Here is a 16,506-nt window from a genome sequence, read left to right on the forward strand (position 1 = left end):
CCTGGCCCACCGTGCCGGTGGCATGGCAGGCTTGAGTCCGTCGCCTACCGGGAGTCGCCCCATGACGAAGAACAACCGCCTCGGCCGCTGGCTGTCGAACGGTGGAATCCGCACCGGCCGATACTCACGGGTGATCCAGCGCGCCGGAAGGGAGGCCGAGCGGTTCCGTGAGATGACCGACGCCGAGTTGACCCGGGCCGCCGAGTCGCTGCTGGGCGACCCGAGACGCGAACGGGACCGGCTGGTCGACTTCGTGGCGCTGGGACGTGAGGCCGCCGAACGCGCCGTCGGGCTCCGGCCGTTCGACGTGCAACTCACCGGCGCGCTGTGGATGATGGCCGGCACCGTCGTGGAGATGGACACCGGTGAGGGCAAGACCCTGGCGGGCGCGTTGGCGGCGTCCGGTTTCGCGCTGCGGGGCCGTTCGGTCCACGTGGTGTCCGTCAACGACTACCTGGCGCGGCGTGACGCCGAGTGGATGGGACCGCTGTACGAACTGCTGGGTGTGTCGGTCGGCTGGATCGGCGCCGAGTCCACTCCGGACGAACGACGCGAGGCGTACTCCCGCCGCGTCGTCTACGGTTCGGTGTCGGAGTTCGGTTTCGACGTGCTGCGGGACAACCTGTGCACCGATCCCGACGAACTCGTCACCGGTGACGTCGACGTCGCCCTCGTCGACGAGGCCGACTCCGTGCTGGTGGACGAGGCGCGCGTCCCGCTGATCCTGGCCGGGAGCGTGGAGACCGGCACCGCGCTGGAACGGGTCACCGAGGTCGTGTCCCGGCTGCGTCCCGGCAGGCACTACCGGGTCGACGAGGCCGGTCGCGACGTCCACCTGACCCGCGCGGGTGAACGCGCCGTCGAGAAGGCGTACGGCGGCATCGACCTGTACGACGCCGACCAGAACGGGGCCGTGCTCACCGAGGTCAACCTCGCCCTGCACGCGCGGGCCCTGCTGCGTCGCGACGTCGACTACATCGTGAGAGACGGCCGCGTCGAACTGGTCGACGCCTCACGGGGCCGGGTCGCGAAACTACAACGCTGGCCTGACGGGCTCCAGGCCGCCGTCGAGGCGAAGGAGGCGGTGGCCGCCACCGACAGCGGCGAGGTCCTGGACACCGTCTCGGTGCAGGGCCTGATCCAGCGCTACCCGATGCTGTGCGGCATGACCGGGACGGCGATGCCCGCCGAGGAACAGTTCCGCCGGTTCTACAACCTCAGCGTGGTCCCGTTGCCGCCGAACCGCCCGTGTGTGCGCGACGACGAACCGGACCGGTTCTATCAGACGGCGGAGGACCGCGACGAGGCCGTGGTCGCGCACATCGTCGAGCGACACGAGACGGGGCAGCCGATACTGATCGGCACCCTCGACGTGGCCGAGTCACAGCGGCTCGCCGACCGGCTCACCGAGGCCGGCGTGGGTTGCGTGGTCCTCAACGCCAAGAACGACGCCGACGAGGCCAAGGTGATCGCCTCGGCGGGGCGGCTCGGCGCGGTGACGGTCTCCACCCAGATCGCCGGACGCGGCACCGACATCCGGTTGGGCGGCCCGGACGGCACCGAACACGACGAGGTGGTCGCGCTGGGCGGCCTGCACGTGGTCGGCACCGGTCACCACAGCAGCAAACGCGTCGACGACCAGTTGCGTGGCAGGGCGGGCCGCCAGGGCGACCCGGGGAGTTCGGTCTTCTTCGCCAGCCTGGAGGACGACCTCATCACCCGTCACGTGCCCGGGTTGAGCGGGCCGGGTGACCTGGACGGCAGGATCACCAGTCCCCGTGTCGCCGTCAGGGCGGCACACGCGCAACGCATCGCCGAGGGACTCAACCTCGACCAGCACTCCCTCACCTGGCAGTACCACCGGTTGCTGGAACACCAGCGGACGCTCGTCGTCGAGGAACGCGACCGGCTGCTGCACACCGACGCCGCCGTCGATCGGTTCCGGGAGGCCGCCCCCGACGGGTTCGAGGAGTTGTCCGCGCAGGTCTCCGAGACGGAACTGGCCCGGGCCGCCCGACTGGTCTGGCTGCACCAGATCGACCGGCACTGGGTGGACCACCTGGCGGTCCTGGCGGATCTGCGGGAGACCATCCACCTGCGGGTACTGGGCCGGCAGCGCCCCGTCGACGAGTTCCACCGGGAGGCGATCCGGGCGTTCCAGCCGTTGATCTCCCGTGCCGAGGCCGCCGCGGTGGAGACGATGGAGTCGGTGACGGTGCGGGACGACCGGATCGACGTGGCCGCCGCCGGTGTGGCGCGCCCGTCGGCGACGTGGACGTACCTGGTGACCGACAATCCGTTCGGGACGGCTCTGGAACGCGACATGCGCGGTATGAGGTCCCGGTTCGGCGGCGGCAACGCCGACGACGCCGACGACTGACCGCCGCAACACCGTGGTGGCCGGTCGCGACCGGCCATGCGAGTCGCCGTGTGAATCGACCGGTTTCCGGGACCGGTGACCCGTGTGACCGGGGTTCACGGCCGGCTCCCCGGGACGGGCGCGCTCTCGGATGCGCCGGGACTACAGGGTGAGCTGGTGGCGGTGGGCCGCGGAGGTGATGATCGCGTCGGCGATGTTGCGCAGCCTGCCGTCACCGGGTACCTCCCGGGCCAGGTCCAGGGTCATGCCGGGCCGGCAGCCCGGGGCGGCGTTGACCTCCAGTAGCCGGATCCGCCCGTCGCCGGTCACCCGGAAGTCCACCCGCGCCACGTCCCGGCAGCCCAGCGCCCTCACCATGGTGAGCGTCGCGCGTCGCAACGCGTCGGCGACCCCGGGTGCGAGGTCGGCGCGGACCCGCCCGACCGGGTGCCGCGTCTTCAACTCCTCGTCCAGTACCGCCCGGTCGGCGGCGTCACCCCGGGGATAGATGTACTCGACGGGTTCCAGCACGCCGTGCATACCGGTGTCGGCCGCCTCCAGGTATCCGACGGTGACGTCTCGACCGGGGATGAACTCCTCGATCAGGACGCCGTCACCGAATCCCTCCAGTAGGTGTTTCGCCTGTTGGACGGCCTCGGTCGCGTTGCCGACGACGTTCGCGGCACTGATGCCGGTCGACCAGCCCTCGAAGTTGGGTTTGACGATCGCGGGCAGGACCAGTGCCCCGGTGTCGATGTCCTGGACGTCCCGCACGAACTGCCACCGCGGCGTGGGCAGGCCCGCCCGGTGCGCCACCAGTTTGGTGAGGTGCTTGTTGTCCGCGACGGTCAACACGTTGGCGGGCGAACCCGCGTGCGGTAGTCCCGCGTCCTCGAACAGCATCCGGTACAGCGACTGTCGCCAACCGTTCCGGGGTCCCTCGGCGATGTTCAACACCAGGTCGGCGCCGCTTCCGGCGACGCGCTCCAGGATGTCGCCGGCCGGGCCGGACACCTCCAGCGCGGACACCCGGTGCCCCAGGCGACCGACCGTGTCGACCACCGCCGCGAGATCGTCGTCGGGTGTGAACGCCGGGTCCACCGACCCGGCGGGCGGCGTGTTGTACACGACGGCGACGTGCATCCCGGCACCGCCGCTCACAGGATCGGCCCGTCCGCGGCGGCCGACGCGGCGGCCAGGACCTCACCGGCGGCCAGGGCCGCGGCCGCCACCTCGATGTCGTCGCTCATCCACCGGTCCCGGTCCACGAACGGCACCTTCTCCCGCACCGCGTCGTACACCGCCCTGCCGACGGGGCTGAGCCCCGCACGGCTGTCGGCGATGTCGGCCGCCTGCGCGGCGGCCAACAGCTCCACGGCGAGGATGCGGTTGTTGTTCTCCCATACCCGGCGGGCGTGGCGCGCCGCGATCAACCCCATGCTTACGACGTCCTGGTTGTCCCCGTTGGAGGGGATGCTCTGCGTGGAGGCGGGCCCGATGGTGCGGTTCTCGGCGACCAGCGCCGTCGCCGGGTACTGCGCTCCGGCGAATCCACTGTTGAGGCCGGGTTCGCCGGCCACCAGGAACTCGGGCAATCCGTCACTGAGGTGCCGGTTGAGCAGGCGATTGGTCTGCCGTTCCGACAGCACCCCCAGTTGGGTGAGGGCGATCGTGGCGTAGTCCATGACGAACGCGACCGGCTGGCCGTGGAAGTTGGCGCCGTGGAAGACCTCCTCGATGCCCTCGCCGCCGAAGAACAACGGGTTGTCGTTGGCGGAGTTCAGCTCGGTTTCGAGGGTGTCGTGGGTGTGGCGCAGCGTGTCCCGGACCGCGCCGAGGATCTGCGGGATCGCGCGCAGGGAGTACGCCTTCTGGATGTAGACGCCGGTACGGGTGACGGGACGTCCCTCCTTGCTGTCGGCGGCCTCACGTCGCAGGTCCGCGTGGGAACGCAGCAGGCCGCTTCCCCGCGTGAGGGTGCGCAGGTTGGCGGCGCAGGCGATCTGACCGGGATGCGGGCGGGCCAGATCGTGCCCCTCGGGCTGGAACGGACCCGCCGAGCAGCGCAGCAGTTCCACCACCAGACCGGTGATGATCTCGGCCTGCCTCACCTGATCCCAGGCCGCCGACATGGTCAGGCAGCCGAGCCCCGTCATGGCCGAGGTGCCGTTGATCAGGGCGAGCCCCTCCTTGAACCGCAACCGGAGCGGCGTGATGCCGAGGGAACGCAGGACCGTGCCGGTCTCCACCGGTTCGCCGTCCCGCAGCAGGTACCCCTCCCCCATGACCGTCGCGGCCATGTGCGCCAACGGCGCCAGGTCGCCGCTGGCCCCCAGTGACCCCATCTGCGGGATCGCCGGCGTCACCCCCTCGTTCAAGTACAGGGCGAGTCGTTCCAGCAGTTCGGGCCGCACAGCGGAGTACCCCTTGGCCAGCGAGTTGAGCCGGGCGGCGAGAATCGCGCGGGACTCCGGTTCGGTGAACAGCGGCCCCACCCCGGCGCTGTGGCTGCGCACCAGGTTGGTCTGGAGTTCCACCTCCTTGTCGGTGTCGACGAGCATGTAGATCATCTCGCCGTAGCCGGTGGTCACACCGTAGACCGGCGTACCACTGGTCACCGTGTCCTCGAACTGGCGGCGGCTGACCTGCGCGCGTTTCAGGGAGGCTTCGGCTATCTCGCAGCCCACCTCCTGCCGCGCGACGGCACACACGTCGTCCACGCGCAGATTCCCACCGTCGAACACGACGGTGGCGTCGGTGGCGGTGGCCGACAGGGCCGGTGCGGGACACATCATCGACAGTCTCCTCGTCGTCGCATCGTTGCACAGCGTAGCGACGGTCTCGGTGTCCGGATGGTCGTTGGCGGAAGTCACCGGTGGATCGGGGATATCCACCCGCCGACGTGGTCTCGTGAGGGGCGGCCGCGATCCCGTCCGGGACGAGTGGCCTGAGGCCCGCACGCCTGCCTTCGGACGGCTCCGAAGCCCCTCGTCGGGCGCCGAGCGGGGGCGGTCGGCTCAGACCGTCTTCATGGGCACCAGGCCCAGATCGGCCAGTGCCGCGGCGCCACGGGCGGCGTCGTCACCGCCCGCCAACACCAGGCTCCGGGCCGCCTGGTACGTGCAGCCGGCGGCCTCGAAGGCTGCGGCGGTGGCCGCGACCCGCGGCCGGTCGCCGCTCAGCAGCGCGTCCGCTCGTTCCACCAGCGCGGTGGCGACCGGGTTGCCCGCCACGATGCCGCGGGCCTCCGCGACGAGGCGGCCCGCGTCCACACTGCCCGCCGCCACGGCCGCCTCGACGCGCAACGCGACGTACCAGTGGAACCAGATCCACATGATCCGGCTCCGCACCTCCTCCGGTTCCGGCCGCATCCGCGCCAGGGCCTCGTCGGCGCGTCCGTGGTGTAGCAGCGAGATCCCGTCGAACACGGCCCCGTATCCGTGGGTCTGCCAGGGTGAGTCGTCCAACCGTTCCAGCATCGCCCGCCATTCGCGTCGCGCGTCGTCGTCACCCCGCAGGCCGTGCACCATCGCCACGGCCGCCACCGGTGGCCCCAGTCCCGCCCTGGCCGGGCTGCCCGAGCGCCGCCACGAGTCGAGGAAGCGGGCACCGTCGGTCACGACCTCGTCGACGCCGCCCGCCAACGCCTCCGCCACCAGCGACCAGCTCGTCGCGCGGTGCCCGACCTCGGCCAGCAGCGGATGCTCCGCCAGGCGGCGCGCCCACCGCAGCGCGTTCGGCAGGTCACCGGCACCCAGGGCGGCGGCCATCGAGGTCCCCAGCGCGTCGATGAGTTCGTGGGTGGTGGCGGGACCGTCGGGCGCCGTCTCCAGCAGCGAGAGACGCCGCCGGGCGATCTCGACGGTGGCGAGCGGGTCGCCCGCCCAGCTGCGTGTGACGGTGAGGGTGTCGAGTGCGGCGGATTCGGCGAGCGGATCACCGGTGACACCTGCCAGAGCGACAGCCCGTTCGGCGCGGCGGATCGTCGCCGAGACGACGGACTCCGACGAGTCGCCGGCCCCGAACGCCTCTACGAGGGTCCGGCCGGCCTCGGCCAGCGCGACCGCCGCCACCGCGGCGGGATCGTCGCCGGCGATCTCCCGTGCCCGCGTGATCAACGCCTCGGCCTCCTCCTGGGGAGGCGTCCGCGCGAACTTGGTGTCGAACCGGTACAGGGTGGTCGCGGCCGTCGCCAGGTCGGTCGCGGCCCCGGGAAGGTCACCCGCCCGCCCGGCGGCGTCCGCCGCGGCCCGGTGCAGGCGGTACATGTCCTCGCCGTTCATCCGGCACCCGGCCACGGCCGCCGCCCGTCGCAGGATCGCGGCGGCGGCCGCCGGGTCGTCGGCCAACACGGCCGCCTGTTCGTGTCGCTGCTGCGATTCACCGAGCAGGTTGCGGGCGAAGGCGAGCGTGGCGAGGTCGGTCGCCAGGCGGTGGGCATCCGGGCGCAGGTCCGGCCGGTCGGCGGCCCAGGACAGGGCGGTGCGGAACTCGTCGGCCACCGCGTCGAACCCGCCACGGTCGGGCGGTCCGGCGACCAGTCGTTCGGTCGTCGCCAGGCACCAGCGGAGGTGCGCGGCGCGGACGTCGGCGGTCTCGCCGGCTTCGCCGAGCCGTTCGACGCCGTATCGGCGGATGGTCTCCAGCGCCCGGTACTCGGTGCCGCGCGGGGAGGCGGTGACGGTGAGCAGGCTCTGTTCGGCGAGCCTGGCCAGTCCCTCCGCGGTGATGCCCGGTTCGCTCGCGGTCACCTCCGCCGCCTCCACGGCGGTGAACGGGCCGACGAACACCGACACGCGACGCAGGAGTGCCCGGTCGTCGGGTTCCAGGAGCGCGTGACTCCAGTCGAGGGCGGCCCGTACCGAGCGGTGGCGATCGTCGGCGCGGGATCCGCCGGCCAGCATCCGCAGCGGGTCGGACAGCCCGGCGTCGAGACCGTCAAGGCCCAGTGAGGGCCAGCGGGCGGCGGCCAGTTCGATCGCCAACGCCATCCCGTCCAGTCGTTCGCAGAACTCCGCGATCCGGTCCCGCAGGGCGTGGTTCGGAGGCCACCCGCCCGCCGCCGCGCGGTCCATGAACAGTGCGACCGCGTCGGACGCACCCGCGCCCTCCAGCGACAGGGGCGGCACCGGGTACACCCGTTCGAACGGCACCATCAGGCGGGCGCGGCTGGTCGCCAACACCGTCAACCGTGGGCATCCGGCCAGCAGTCGTTCGATGAGGCGTGCCGCGCCGTCGCGGACCTGTTCGCAGTTGTCGAGTACGAGCAGGGCGTGGCGGTCGGTCACCGCCGAGACCAGCGACTCGTCCAGGCCCGCCCCCGGCTGCTCACCGATGCCGAGCGCTCCGGCGACGGTGGCCGCGACCATGTCGGGATCGGTGGTGGACACCAGGTCCACGAACCAGACGCCGTCGGGGTGGGGGGCGTCGGAGGCCACCGCCAGCGCGAGCCGGGTCTTCCCCACTCCCCCGGGTCCCACGGCGGTCACCTGGCGATGGCGGCCGATCATGTCCGCGAGCGTGGAACGTTCTCGTTCCCGCCCGACGAACGACGTCAACGGTGCCGGCAGGGGTGGCCGCCGGTGTCCGGGTTCGGCGTCGCCGGCCCGGGCGGCGTACCGCGCCAGTACCCGCCGGTCCGAGGCTCCCAGTTTGCGGAGGAGCGAGGACACGTGGCTCTCCACGGTGCGCACCGAGATGAAGAGGCGTGCCGCTATCTCGGCGTTGCCGAGGTGTTCCCCCAGCAACGCCAGCACCTCCGCCTCCCGCGTGGAGACCTCCACCGTCACCGTGCGCTCCTCCGTGTCCGTGTCCGTGTCGTCGAGTCCGTGGCGGAGTCCGTGGTCGCCACGGATGTGGATCCGCCGTGCGACGGGGATCGTTGCCACCACACCGGGTCCCCGCGACCCACGATCACAGGGAGCGATCATGACCGATTCGACCACCATGGGGATCAAGACGGTCCTGCATCCGGTCACCGATCTGGCGAAGGCCAAGGACCTGTACGCCGCGCTGCTCGGAGGCCCACCGCAGACCGACGGGCCATACTACGTCGGCTTCGACGCCGGAGGCCAGCACGTCGGCCTGGTCCCCGGGGGAGGCCCGCAGGCCATGACGTCGCCGGTGGCCTACTGGCACGTCGCCGACATCGAGGCGAAGCTGGCGGAACTGACGGCGGCGGGCGCGACCGTACGCGAAGCCGCCCACGACGTCGGCGGCGGGCGTCTGGTGGCCGCCGTCACCGACCTGGACGGCAACGTACTCGGACTGATCCAGGACCGCTGAACACCGCACCGCACACCGGCGCGGACGGTACGGTCCGCGCCGGTATCCCCCTCCCTCCCACCCCGAAGGAACCGCGATGACATCCATCGACCACATCACCCTGCAGGTGCCCGACCCGGTGGCCGCCGGATCGTTCCCGGAGACGGCGTTCGGCCTCGGCGATCGGATCCGGGTCGGCGCCTCGCAGTCACCCACGACCGGCTTCCGCGGCTTCGCGTTGTCGTTGGTGGTCGCGCAGCCCGGCACCGTCGACGCTCTCGTCGCCTCGGCGCTGGACGCCGGCGCGACCACGCTCAAACCCGTCACCCGGAGCTTCTGGGGTTACGGCGGCGTCATCCGGGACCCGGGCGGCGCGATCTGGAAGATCGCCTCCTCCTCGAAGAAGGACACCGGTCCCGTGACGCGGGACATCGACGACGTCGTACTGCTGCTGGGCGTCGACGACGTCGCCGTGACGAGACGCTTCTACACCGAGCGTGGCCTCACGGTGGCGAAGAGCTTCGGCCGCAAATACGTGGAGTTCGCCACCTCACCGGTCAAGTTGGCCCTGTACGGGCGCCGCGCGGCGGCCAAGGACGCCGGGGTGCCGCCGGAGGGCACCGGATCCCACCGCATCGTCATCGGCGGCGCGGCGGCCTTCACCGACCCGGACGGGTTCGAGTGGGAGGCGGCGCGGACCGGCGCCGTGGCGCGGTTACGGGCACGGCCGGGCGGCCGCAACGGTGCCGTCCGGCCGTCCGCGTCCGGCGGCGGGGTTGAAGAATGCCGCCGGAGAATGAACAATGTGTGCGATCGCCGACGGCGCGATACGAAGTGCCGCGCCGCATCCGGTCTCACCGGCGCCCCGGGTGAGACGGCGGGACGCCGACCGGCGAGGCGACGACCCGGCGCAACGACCGTGACCCCCGGAGGAGCTTCCGAATGCTCGACGATGACGTGGACCCCGCCCTCGCCGCCGAAAAACTGATCCACCCCCAGTTCCCCCGCGCCGCGCGGTACGACCCGGTGTGGCAGGGCAGGTACGGCATCGGACCGAATCCGCTGTGGTTCGCCGAATCGCTGTCGGAACTGCTCGAACTGACACCGGGGATGCGTGTCCTCGACCTCGGTTGCGGGCATGCCATCAGCGCGATCTTCCTGGCTAAGGAGTTCGGTGTGGAGGTCGTGGCTGTCGACCTGACGGTGGACCCGGATGAGAACCGGGCGCTCATCGCCGAAGCGGGGGTGGAGTCGCTGGTGACGGCGGTACAGGGCGACGCGCACGACCTGGGATTCGACGCGGAGTCCTTCGACGCCATCGTCAGCCTGGACGCCTACCAGTACTTCGGCACGGAGGAGTCGTTCCTGCCCGGTCTTCTGCGGGTGCTCAAACCGGGCGGCCGGCTCGGCGCCGTGGTGTTGGGTCTCACGGCGGAGTTCGACGACGGCATCCCCGAACACCTCACGCAGGGCAGCACGCCGGACCTCAGCGAGTTCCACAGTCCGCAGTGGTGGAGCGATCTGTGGAAGCGTTCCGGCATGGTCGACATCGAGTACGCCGACATGCTGCCCGACGGATGGCGCCATTGGGTCCGGTGGTTCGAGCTGGCCGGCGGCTCCGGGCACGAACGGTGGCGCGAGTACTGCGCGCGGTGGGCACAACGCCTCGAGGTGGACGCCGGACGGACGCTCGGGTTCCCCAGGATCGTGGCACGTAAGACCGGCTGACTCCCGGCCGGATGCGCCACGCCCTCCACCGGTCGGTGCCCGGTTCCCACGTGGACGGATACCGGTCGGTCGCCCCCGGCTTTCCCCGTTTCCGCGACCGGCCCCTTCCGGCCGGGGTTAGCTGGAGGCGCACGTTCACACGGGAGGGTAAATGAGAACCATGGGAAGGAGTGCCGCGCTGTCGAGTCTGGCGGTGTTGTGCACATTGGGCGTCGCCTCCGCGGCGGCGGCCACACCGGCGGAGACACCGACCGGTACGCAGACCTGTCAGGTGGCTCCGCACTCGGGTGCCCTGTTCGACGCCGCGCAGGCGGTGGTCGACATCGGTGCCCACCTGTCGTGCGGCGGGTTGACCGTCGACCTGGACGCCTACGCTGCCGCGACCGACTGCGGTCCGGCGGTCAGTGGCAGCACGACGGATCCGGCGACGGGCGCCTTCGTCCACACCAGCACGATCCGATGCCAGGTGACCGGTGCCGGACTCATCCGGATGGGCTCGGACGTGACGGCCGTCAACGGCCACGGCGGCACCGTGAACTCCAGTCGGAGTACGACCACGACGGGGATGGCGGGACAGACGCTGATCGTCACGGCCGCCGTCACCGTCCAACCGTTCTACGACCGGGCCGGTCGGCCGCCGTCCGTGCGGACCTCGGTCGGTGCGGCGCAACCCGGTCGGCCGGAGGTCACGTTGACCACCGGTGGGTCGGACACCGTCGCGGACCGGCGGACGGATCCGCCGCTGCGGGTGCCGACCGTTCCCGGTCGCGCCATGCCGCAGCAGGCGATCTGACCGGCGGCTCCCCGGACATCCGGCATTTCCGGGGAGCCGTACCGCCCATCCCCCTCGCACGGGAGACCACTCACCCCGCGAGGCGTCGCAGCCGGGCGCGCAACGGCTCCGTCCCGTCCTCGTGCGCCATCGCGTCCCGGATGGCCGACGCCCGCTCCCGCAGCCGGGGTTCGGTAACGGCCGCCGTCACGGCGCCGGCCAGGGCGGCGGCGGTCACCCTCTGCATCGGTACGGGCGTGGTGGCGGCGCCGAGCGCGTGCAGCCGTCGGGCCCAGAAGTGCTGGTCGGTGTGTTCGGGCAGTGGGATGGAGGGGACACCCGCGCGCAACGCGGCCGAGGCCATTCCGGCACCGGCGTGATGGACGACGGCCGCCGTCTCCGGTAGCAGCCGGTCGTGGGGCAGGTGGCCCACATGGACGACCTGCGAGTCGTCGAACTCGGCGGCGACGTCGCGAAGGTCGCCGCCCTGCAGGATCGCGCGTGTCCTCGTGGCCCGTAGGGCCTCGGTGAGTGCCCGCCCGACCGTCGCGTCCGTCGGCAGACTGCCCAATGAGACCACGATCGGTGGCGGACCCGCGCCGAGGAAGGCGGCCAGACGCGCGGGCGGGTTCCACTCGGGTTCGGGACGCCACCAGAACCCGTCGAGCGACAGGTGCGGCGGCCAGTCGCCGGGCCTGGGCAGGACGACCGGGCTGATCCCGTGGTGGACGGGCACGCCCGTCCGGCGGCGTCGCCGTTGCCCGGCCCGGCGGCTACGGGGCGGTAGTCCCAGCACGGCGCGGACCCGGTCGCAGGCGGGGTCGTACGGCGTGGGCACCCCTGCGGCGAGGAAACCCGCCCACCGGTTCCCCCACGGGCCGAGGTCTCGCACTCCGGCGATCATCGGCGGGTACGCGCGACTGGGATGCCACGGTTGCAGGAAGGCGTCGAACGAGGGGATTCCCAGTGACTCGGCGATGTCGTGTCCGTACGGTGAGATGACGTTGGCGATCACCACGTCGGTTCCGGGTGCGGCGGCAAGTGCCGCGTCGGCCGCGGTGTCCATGTAGGCGCGGAGTGCCGCCAGGTGCCCGCGGATCCCCCGAGGCGGCGGCGTGTCGGGGCCGGGGACGAGCGAGGCGTCGAACGGTGCCGGTGTGCAACCGGCGGCGGAGACGACGGAGGCGTACTCCCTCCCGGCGACCACCGTGACCTCGTGTCCGTCTGCGACCAGGCCCGCACCGAGGGCCGCCGCGGGAACGACGTCACCCCTGGTTCCCGGACTCAGCATCAACACCCGCATGTGACCTCCCTTTAACGAACGCCGTTCGCGAACGACGTTCTCAAACGTAGCCGTCGAGGCCCCCCGCCGCAACACGGCCGGTCGAGGCCCACGTCACGTGCCCACGCGGTCGCGAGTGGCGGCGATGTCGGTCGTCACGGTTACACTGCCGGTCCCGATGGGCGGACGAAGGCGGTGGGCAGATGGGCGACGTTCCCGAGATCCTGGTGGTCGCGGACACGGCGGCGTGGCGCGCGTGGTTGGACGCCAACGAGGAGACCTCCGACGGCGTGTGGCTACTGCTGGCCAAGAAGGGAACGACCTCCCCCACGTCGCTGACCTACGCGCAGGCACTCGAAGAGGCACTGTGCAGCGGGTGGATCGACGGGCAGAGCAAGCGGGAGGACGATCACACGTACCGGCAGAGGTTCACACCGCGGCGCAAGGCGTCGCTGTGGTCGCAACGCAACATCGGCATCGTGGCGGGACTCATCGAGTCCGGACGCATGCGTCCCCGCGGCCACGCCGAGATAGAGCGCGCCAAGGCCGACGGCCGCTGGGACCGCGCCTACGCGGGCCAGGCGACCGCGGAGGTTCCCGAAGACCTGGCGGCGGCGCTGGCGGCCTCGCCGGAGGCCGCCGCGTCGTTCGACGCGTTGAGCCGCCAGGGCAGGTACTCGGTGCTGCATCGGGTCCTGACGGCCGCGAAGCCGGAGACGCGGGCGAGGCGCATCGCCACCATCGTCACACGCCTCGCCGCAGGCGAGACCCCCTGACACATCGAGAACCCGAACCGCCCGCGTTTCCTCAACCCGCGCCCGAGCGGACATCACCGTCGCCCCGAACGCGCCGTCGGGTATCCGAATCGGGTGCCCGGTCGTCCCGTGTAGCGCTTTCACGGGCATCCCAGTACCCCACCGCCTCCAGCACGCCGGACAGCACATACGCCCCGTAATCGGTCGCCAGCGGTGCGGCCTCCGCCGCGGTCTCCATCGTGGGATTCCAGTGGACGACGGGACACTCCCCCGACGAGTCGACGACGGAGGTGCAGAGGGCCGCCATGCCCTCCGGTTCGTCCAGCGAGACCACGACCAGTGAGCCGGGCATCCCGATGCTCCGTGCGAACTCGGTCTCGGACACCACGTCGAATCGGCCCGCCTCCGTCCCCGAGATTCCCAGGAACTCCCTACCTGCGATGTCGAAGCCCGCAGCCGATCTCATGAGCATCCGAAACGAAGGCGGGAGCCGGACGTTCAGCCGGGACTCGGTACGGGAGATCGCACGGTCGTCACAACCTTCAGTGGCATGGGCGAACCCGGAATACCGCCGCAGCAAGGACGAGACCCGATGTACGGCCTCAATGGGATTCACGACGGATGACGCCCCTTCTACCTGCCACACTTCGCACGTCACCGCACCTCGATGATCTCGGGTAGCGACCGGACAGCGGCCACCTCGAACGTGAGAAAGGGGAGGTCACGCGGTGCGCACACCCGGGAGAACCTGATGCCGCGCAGGCAGTCCCCGCACCAGAGAGTCGCCCAACCGATCCGGGTGGCCCCGTCGCCGACGAAGAGGACGTCGAGCCGACGATACCCGCAGCTCGGGCACGCCGAGGCGTCGAGGGCCGCCGGATCACCGATGACCACCGCCATCAGCGCCACCCACGCCGACCTTCCTGTCGCGCTCATACCGCGCCGCCTCCGAATCGCCACTCGGGCCGTGGCCCACCAAGGATCCGATCGTAATCCGGTCACTCACCACGGCTCCAGTCGCGAAGGATCCAGCCGTTCCCGGAATCGTCGGCGACCCATTGCTCATAGGCGCCCGGCCCGCTCAGATGCAGACCGAAGAACCAGCTCGGATCGACGAACAACCTCCACCGCCGCTCGAACTCGAACTCCATACAGCCGACGAGGTGGCCGGGCGGGTCCGACTCCTCGTTCTCGGCCCACCGCAGCGCAGTGATTCGGTAGGAGTTGTACGCCTGGTGGAGAAACAGGTGACCAAGCGACGTGACCGCCAACGTCTCGTCCTCGCCCTCCCACTCGATCGGAGGTGTCACCTCCGGCACGACCTCCAGGCGCACCTGCGCGGTGCTCCCTTCCGCATGGGCTCGTAGCAGACCGCCGTCGGCGAACTCCAGATACGCCGTCCAGGTCCACGGCTCCACCTTGATCGGCTCGCCCTCCGCCACCCAACCGGGAACCAGGACGTCCGCGACGCGGGCGTCGGCGAGCCGCCGCACGAGGGATTCCATTCCGGCTCCTGTCACGTTCTGTCATCGACGCCTTGTCGGCGACCGCGTGAAGCGTCCATCACGAGTCGACTCCACTCCGGCCCATGCGTCGGGCCGGCGTTCCCGTCAGGGGTGGAAGAACGCCTGTTCCACGGTGGCGGTGGTCGCGTCAGGACGAAGCCGGATGGACACGCCACGAGCGAGTTCTCCCGCGTCGAGTATCGCGTACCCGTGACGCGCGACGCATTCGAGCAACCAGCGCTCCGAATCGGACAGCGAGTCGCCCGGGGTCAACAGCACCGCCTGACCGAACCCGTCACGACCGTATGCGGTGGTGGTCGCGAAAGGCCCGGCCATCGACACCTTCACGGCGATGAAGCGATCCGCTGGGACCATATAGGTGAAACACACCTCGCAATCCGGATCGGTGTCCTCCCGGGTTCCGGGGAATCGGCGGTGAATCGCCTCGTACAGGTCACCTGTGGTGTTCGCCCGCAACGCGCGCGTGACGAAGTGCCAGGTGGGTGCGGCCAGATCGCCGTAGGCATCCGCCAGGTGGCCCTCATAGTCGCCCCGCGCCGTCATGGTGATACTCCCTCCCCTATGGATCTTCACCGGACCTGCGGTCGCCCGGTACGACGCCCGGACCTCATTCTCGTAGCAACGTGCGTCCGGGGTGGTCGTCGGGGTCGTCGAAATGGGTTCCGGGGAGGGTGTAGTAGTAGCCGCCGCCGAAGGTGAGGACGTACCTGCCGAGTGCTTCACCTGTGAGGCGTTGTTGGATGGTGGTGAAGCCGCGTTCGAGGTCTTGCTGGTAGGCGATGAAGATCATCCCGGTGTCGGGGTGACCGGTGTGGTCGGTGCCGTTGTCGTAGGTGTAGCCGCGTCGCAGGATCCGGTTCTGCGCGGTCTCGGGGGTCCTGGGGTCGGCCAACCGGATGTGGGCGTCCAGGGCGATGCGTTCACCATGCGGGTCGGACCCGTAACCGGGGTCGGCCATGGGATCGCCGGTACCCAGGGGTGCGCCGGTGTCCTTGTCGCGGCCGAAGACGCGTTCCTGTTCCTCGACCAGGTCGGCGTCCCACAACTCCATCGCGAACCGGATCAACCGCACCACCAGATAACTGCCACCGGTCGCCCACGCCGGTTCACCACCACCGGGCTGCACCCACACCAGGGAGTCCATCTCGGCGGCGTCACCCACGTCGGGATTCCCCAGTCCCTCGGTGAACCCGAACCGGTTCACCGCCGTCGCCCGGCCGCCGGCCGCCACGCCCGGCCGGTCACGGAAACCCGCCATCCGCCACCTCGGCGACAACCCCGGCAACGCCTCGACCCGTTCGAGCACCGACGCCACCCGATCCGGATCGTCGGCCGACACCTGGATCAACAGGTCACCGTGACACATCCCCGGATCCAACACGTCCCCGGGAAACTCCGGCATCACCCCCAACCGCACCGGCCGCCGATCACTCAACCCGAACCGGTCGTCGAACAGACCACCACCCACCGACACCGTCACCTCCACACCCGACGACAGCCCCGCCGCGTGCACCCCCGCAAGCAACTCGGCCACACCGGCCCGATCACCCACCACCACGTCACCCGCGAACAACACCGTGTGCACCGGCGGCACCGACACCACACCCGGCTGACGCGAAGGCGTCACCTTCTCCGGGGCGCCCTCGGCAGCCGGAGCAGCCACAACGCCACAACCCGCCCCCAATGAAGCGACACCAAGCGCCACCGGCACACCCAGCAACCGACGACGGGTGAGTGGCACGCTCATGCGCGTGGCCGGCGCAGGACCGGCTCTGAGACCCGGTGGGGGGTATCGTTCACCTTCACTCCATAGACGCTTG

14 protein-coding genes and 1 pseudogene are annotated in these 16,506 nt (G+C 70.9%); 6 read left to right on the top strand and 9 right to left on the bottom strand.

Annotation, left to right across the window (positions count from 1 at the left end; genetic code table 11):
* The first annotated feature begins 22 nt into the window (after positions 1-22).
* The gene (gene secA2, locus LX16_RS08815) at positions 23-2,380 is read left to right on the top strand and encodes an accessory Sec system translocase SecA2 (protein ID WP_147135819.1); all 2,358 of its coding nucleotides are present in this window, start codon (positions 23-25) and stop codon (positions 2,378-2,380) included.
* 141 nt (positions 2,381-2,521) lie between these two features.
* Here secA2 and LX16_RS08820 read toward each other — a convergent pair whose 3' ends face one another.
* The 3 genes from LX16_RS08820 to LX16_RS08830 all read right to left on the bottom strand — a co-directional run bounded on the left by LX16_RS08820 (position 2,522) and on the right by LX16_RS08830 (position 8,148).
* Entirely contained in the window at positions 2,522-3,502 is a 981-nt protein-coding gene (locus LX16_RS08820) for a D-alanine--D-alanine ligase family protein (RefSeq protein WP_147135822.1), read from the bottom strand.
* A 14-nt stretch (positions 3,503-3,516) separates the two neighbouring features.
* The gene (cmdF, locus tag LX16_RS08825; protein WP_345740689.1) at positions 3,517-5,133 is read right to left on the bottom strand and encodes a tyrosine 2,3-aminomutase; all 1,617 of its coding nucleotides are present in this window, start codon (positions 5,131-5,133) and stop codon (positions 3,517-3,519) included.
* 243 nt (positions 5,134-5,376) lie between these two features.
* Positions 5,377-8,148, bottom strand: coding sequence for an ATP-binding protein (locus LX16_RS08830; protein WP_211354354.1), 2,772 nt, complete (start codon positions 8,146-8,148; stop codon positions 5,377-5,379).
* 139 nt (positions 8,149-8,287) lie between these two features.
* Between LX16_RS08830 and LX16_RS08835 the strand changes: the two genes are divergently transcribed.
* The 4 genes and pseudogenes from LX16_RS08835 to LX16_RS08850 all read left to right on the top strand — a co-directional run bounded on the left by LX16_RS08835 (position 8,288) and on the right by LX16_RS08850 (position 11,144).
* Complete coding sequence (locus LX16_RS08835; RefSeq protein WP_147135826.1) at positions 8,288-8,644, top strand: VOC family protein; 357 nt, start codon at positions 8,288-8,290, stop codon at positions 8,642-8,644.
* Between the two features lie 76 nt (positions 8,645-8,720).
* Positions 8,721-9,314, top strand: a pseudogene (locus LX16_RS08840) (VOC family protein); the annotation flags it as partial.
* Positions 9,315-9,565: 251 nt separating this feature from the next.
* Entirely contained in the window at positions 9,566-10,351 is a 786-nt protein-coding gene (locus LX16_RS08845) for an SAM-dependent methyltransferase (RefSeq protein ID WP_147135829.1), read from the top strand.
* Between the two features lie 151 nt (positions 10,352-10,502).
* On the top strand, positions 10,503-11,144 hold the full coding sequence (locus LX16_RS08850) for a hypothetical protein (protein ID WP_147135832.1): 642 nt from the start codon (positions 10,503-10,505) through the stop codon (positions 11,142-11,144).
* Between the two features lie 70 nt (positions 11,145-11,214).
* Here the strand turns inward: LX16_RS08850 and LX16_RS08855 are convergent, their stop codons facing one another.
* Positions 11,215-12,426 carry a glycosyltransferase gene (locus LX16_RS08855; protein WP_147135835.1) on the bottom strand — a complete coding sequence of 404 codons (1,212 nt, stop codon included), beginning with the start codon at positions 12,424-12,426 and terminating at the stop codon, positions 11,215-11,217.
* 182 nt (positions 12,427-12,608) lie between these two features.
* Here LX16_RS08855 and LX16_RS08860 point away from each other — a divergent pair, with 182 nt between their 5' ends.
* Positions 12,609-13,181 carry a YdeI/OmpD-associated family protein gene (locus tag LX16_RS08860; RefSeq protein WP_147135837.1) on the top strand — a complete coding sequence of 191 codons (573 nt, stop codon included), beginning with the start codon at positions 12,609-12,611 and terminating at the stop codon, positions 13,179-13,181.
* Between the two features lie 31 nt (positions 13,182-13,212).
* On the opposite strand, the gene LX16_RS08865 is transcribed toward LX16_RS08860, so the two are convergent.
* From LX16_RS08865 to LX16_RS08885, 5 genes are all read right to left on the bottom strand, one after another.
* Complete coding sequence (locus tag LX16_RS08865) at positions 13,213-13,818, bottom strand: SMI1/KNR4 family protein (protein WP_147135839.1); 606 nt, start codon at positions 13,816-13,818, stop codon at positions 13,213-13,215.
* The gene (locus LX16_RS08870; RefSeq protein WP_147135842.1) at positions 13,815-14,096 is read right to left on the bottom strand and encodes a hypothetical protein; all 282 of its coding nucleotides are present in this window, start codon (positions 14,094-14,096) and stop codon (positions 13,815-13,817) included. Before LX16_RS08870 ends, LX16_RS08865 begins: the two co-directional genes overlap by 4 nt.
* Positions 14,097-14,158: 62 nt before the next feature.
* Positions 14,159-14,665 carry a hypothetical protein gene (locus LX16_RS08875; protein ID WP_147135845.1) on the bottom strand — a complete coding sequence of 169 codons (507 nt, stop codon included), beginning with the start codon at positions 14,663-14,665 and terminating at the stop codon, positions 14,159-14,161.
* Positions 14,666-14,770: 105 nt separating this feature from the next.
* Positions 14,771-15,229: a hypothetical protein gene (locus LX16_RS08880; RefSeq protein ID WP_147135848.1), complete on the bottom strand. Its 459-nt coding sequence runs from the start codon at positions 15,227-15,229 to the stop codon at positions 14,771-14,773.
* Between the two features lie 64 nt (positions 15,230-15,293).
* Positions 15,294-16,349, bottom strand: a complete 1,056-nt coding sequence (locus LX16_RS08885; RefSeq protein WP_158645535.1) for a Dyp-type peroxidase — start codon at positions 16,347-16,349, stop codon at positions 15,294-15,296.
* Positions 16,350-16,506 lie beyond the last annotated feature (157 nt).

The organism is Stackebrandtia albiflava (genome assembly GCF_007994225.1).
Taxonomy (GTDB): Bacteria; Actinomycetota; Actinomycetes; order Mycobacteriales; family Micromonosporaceae; genus Stackebrandtia; species Stackebrandtia albiflava.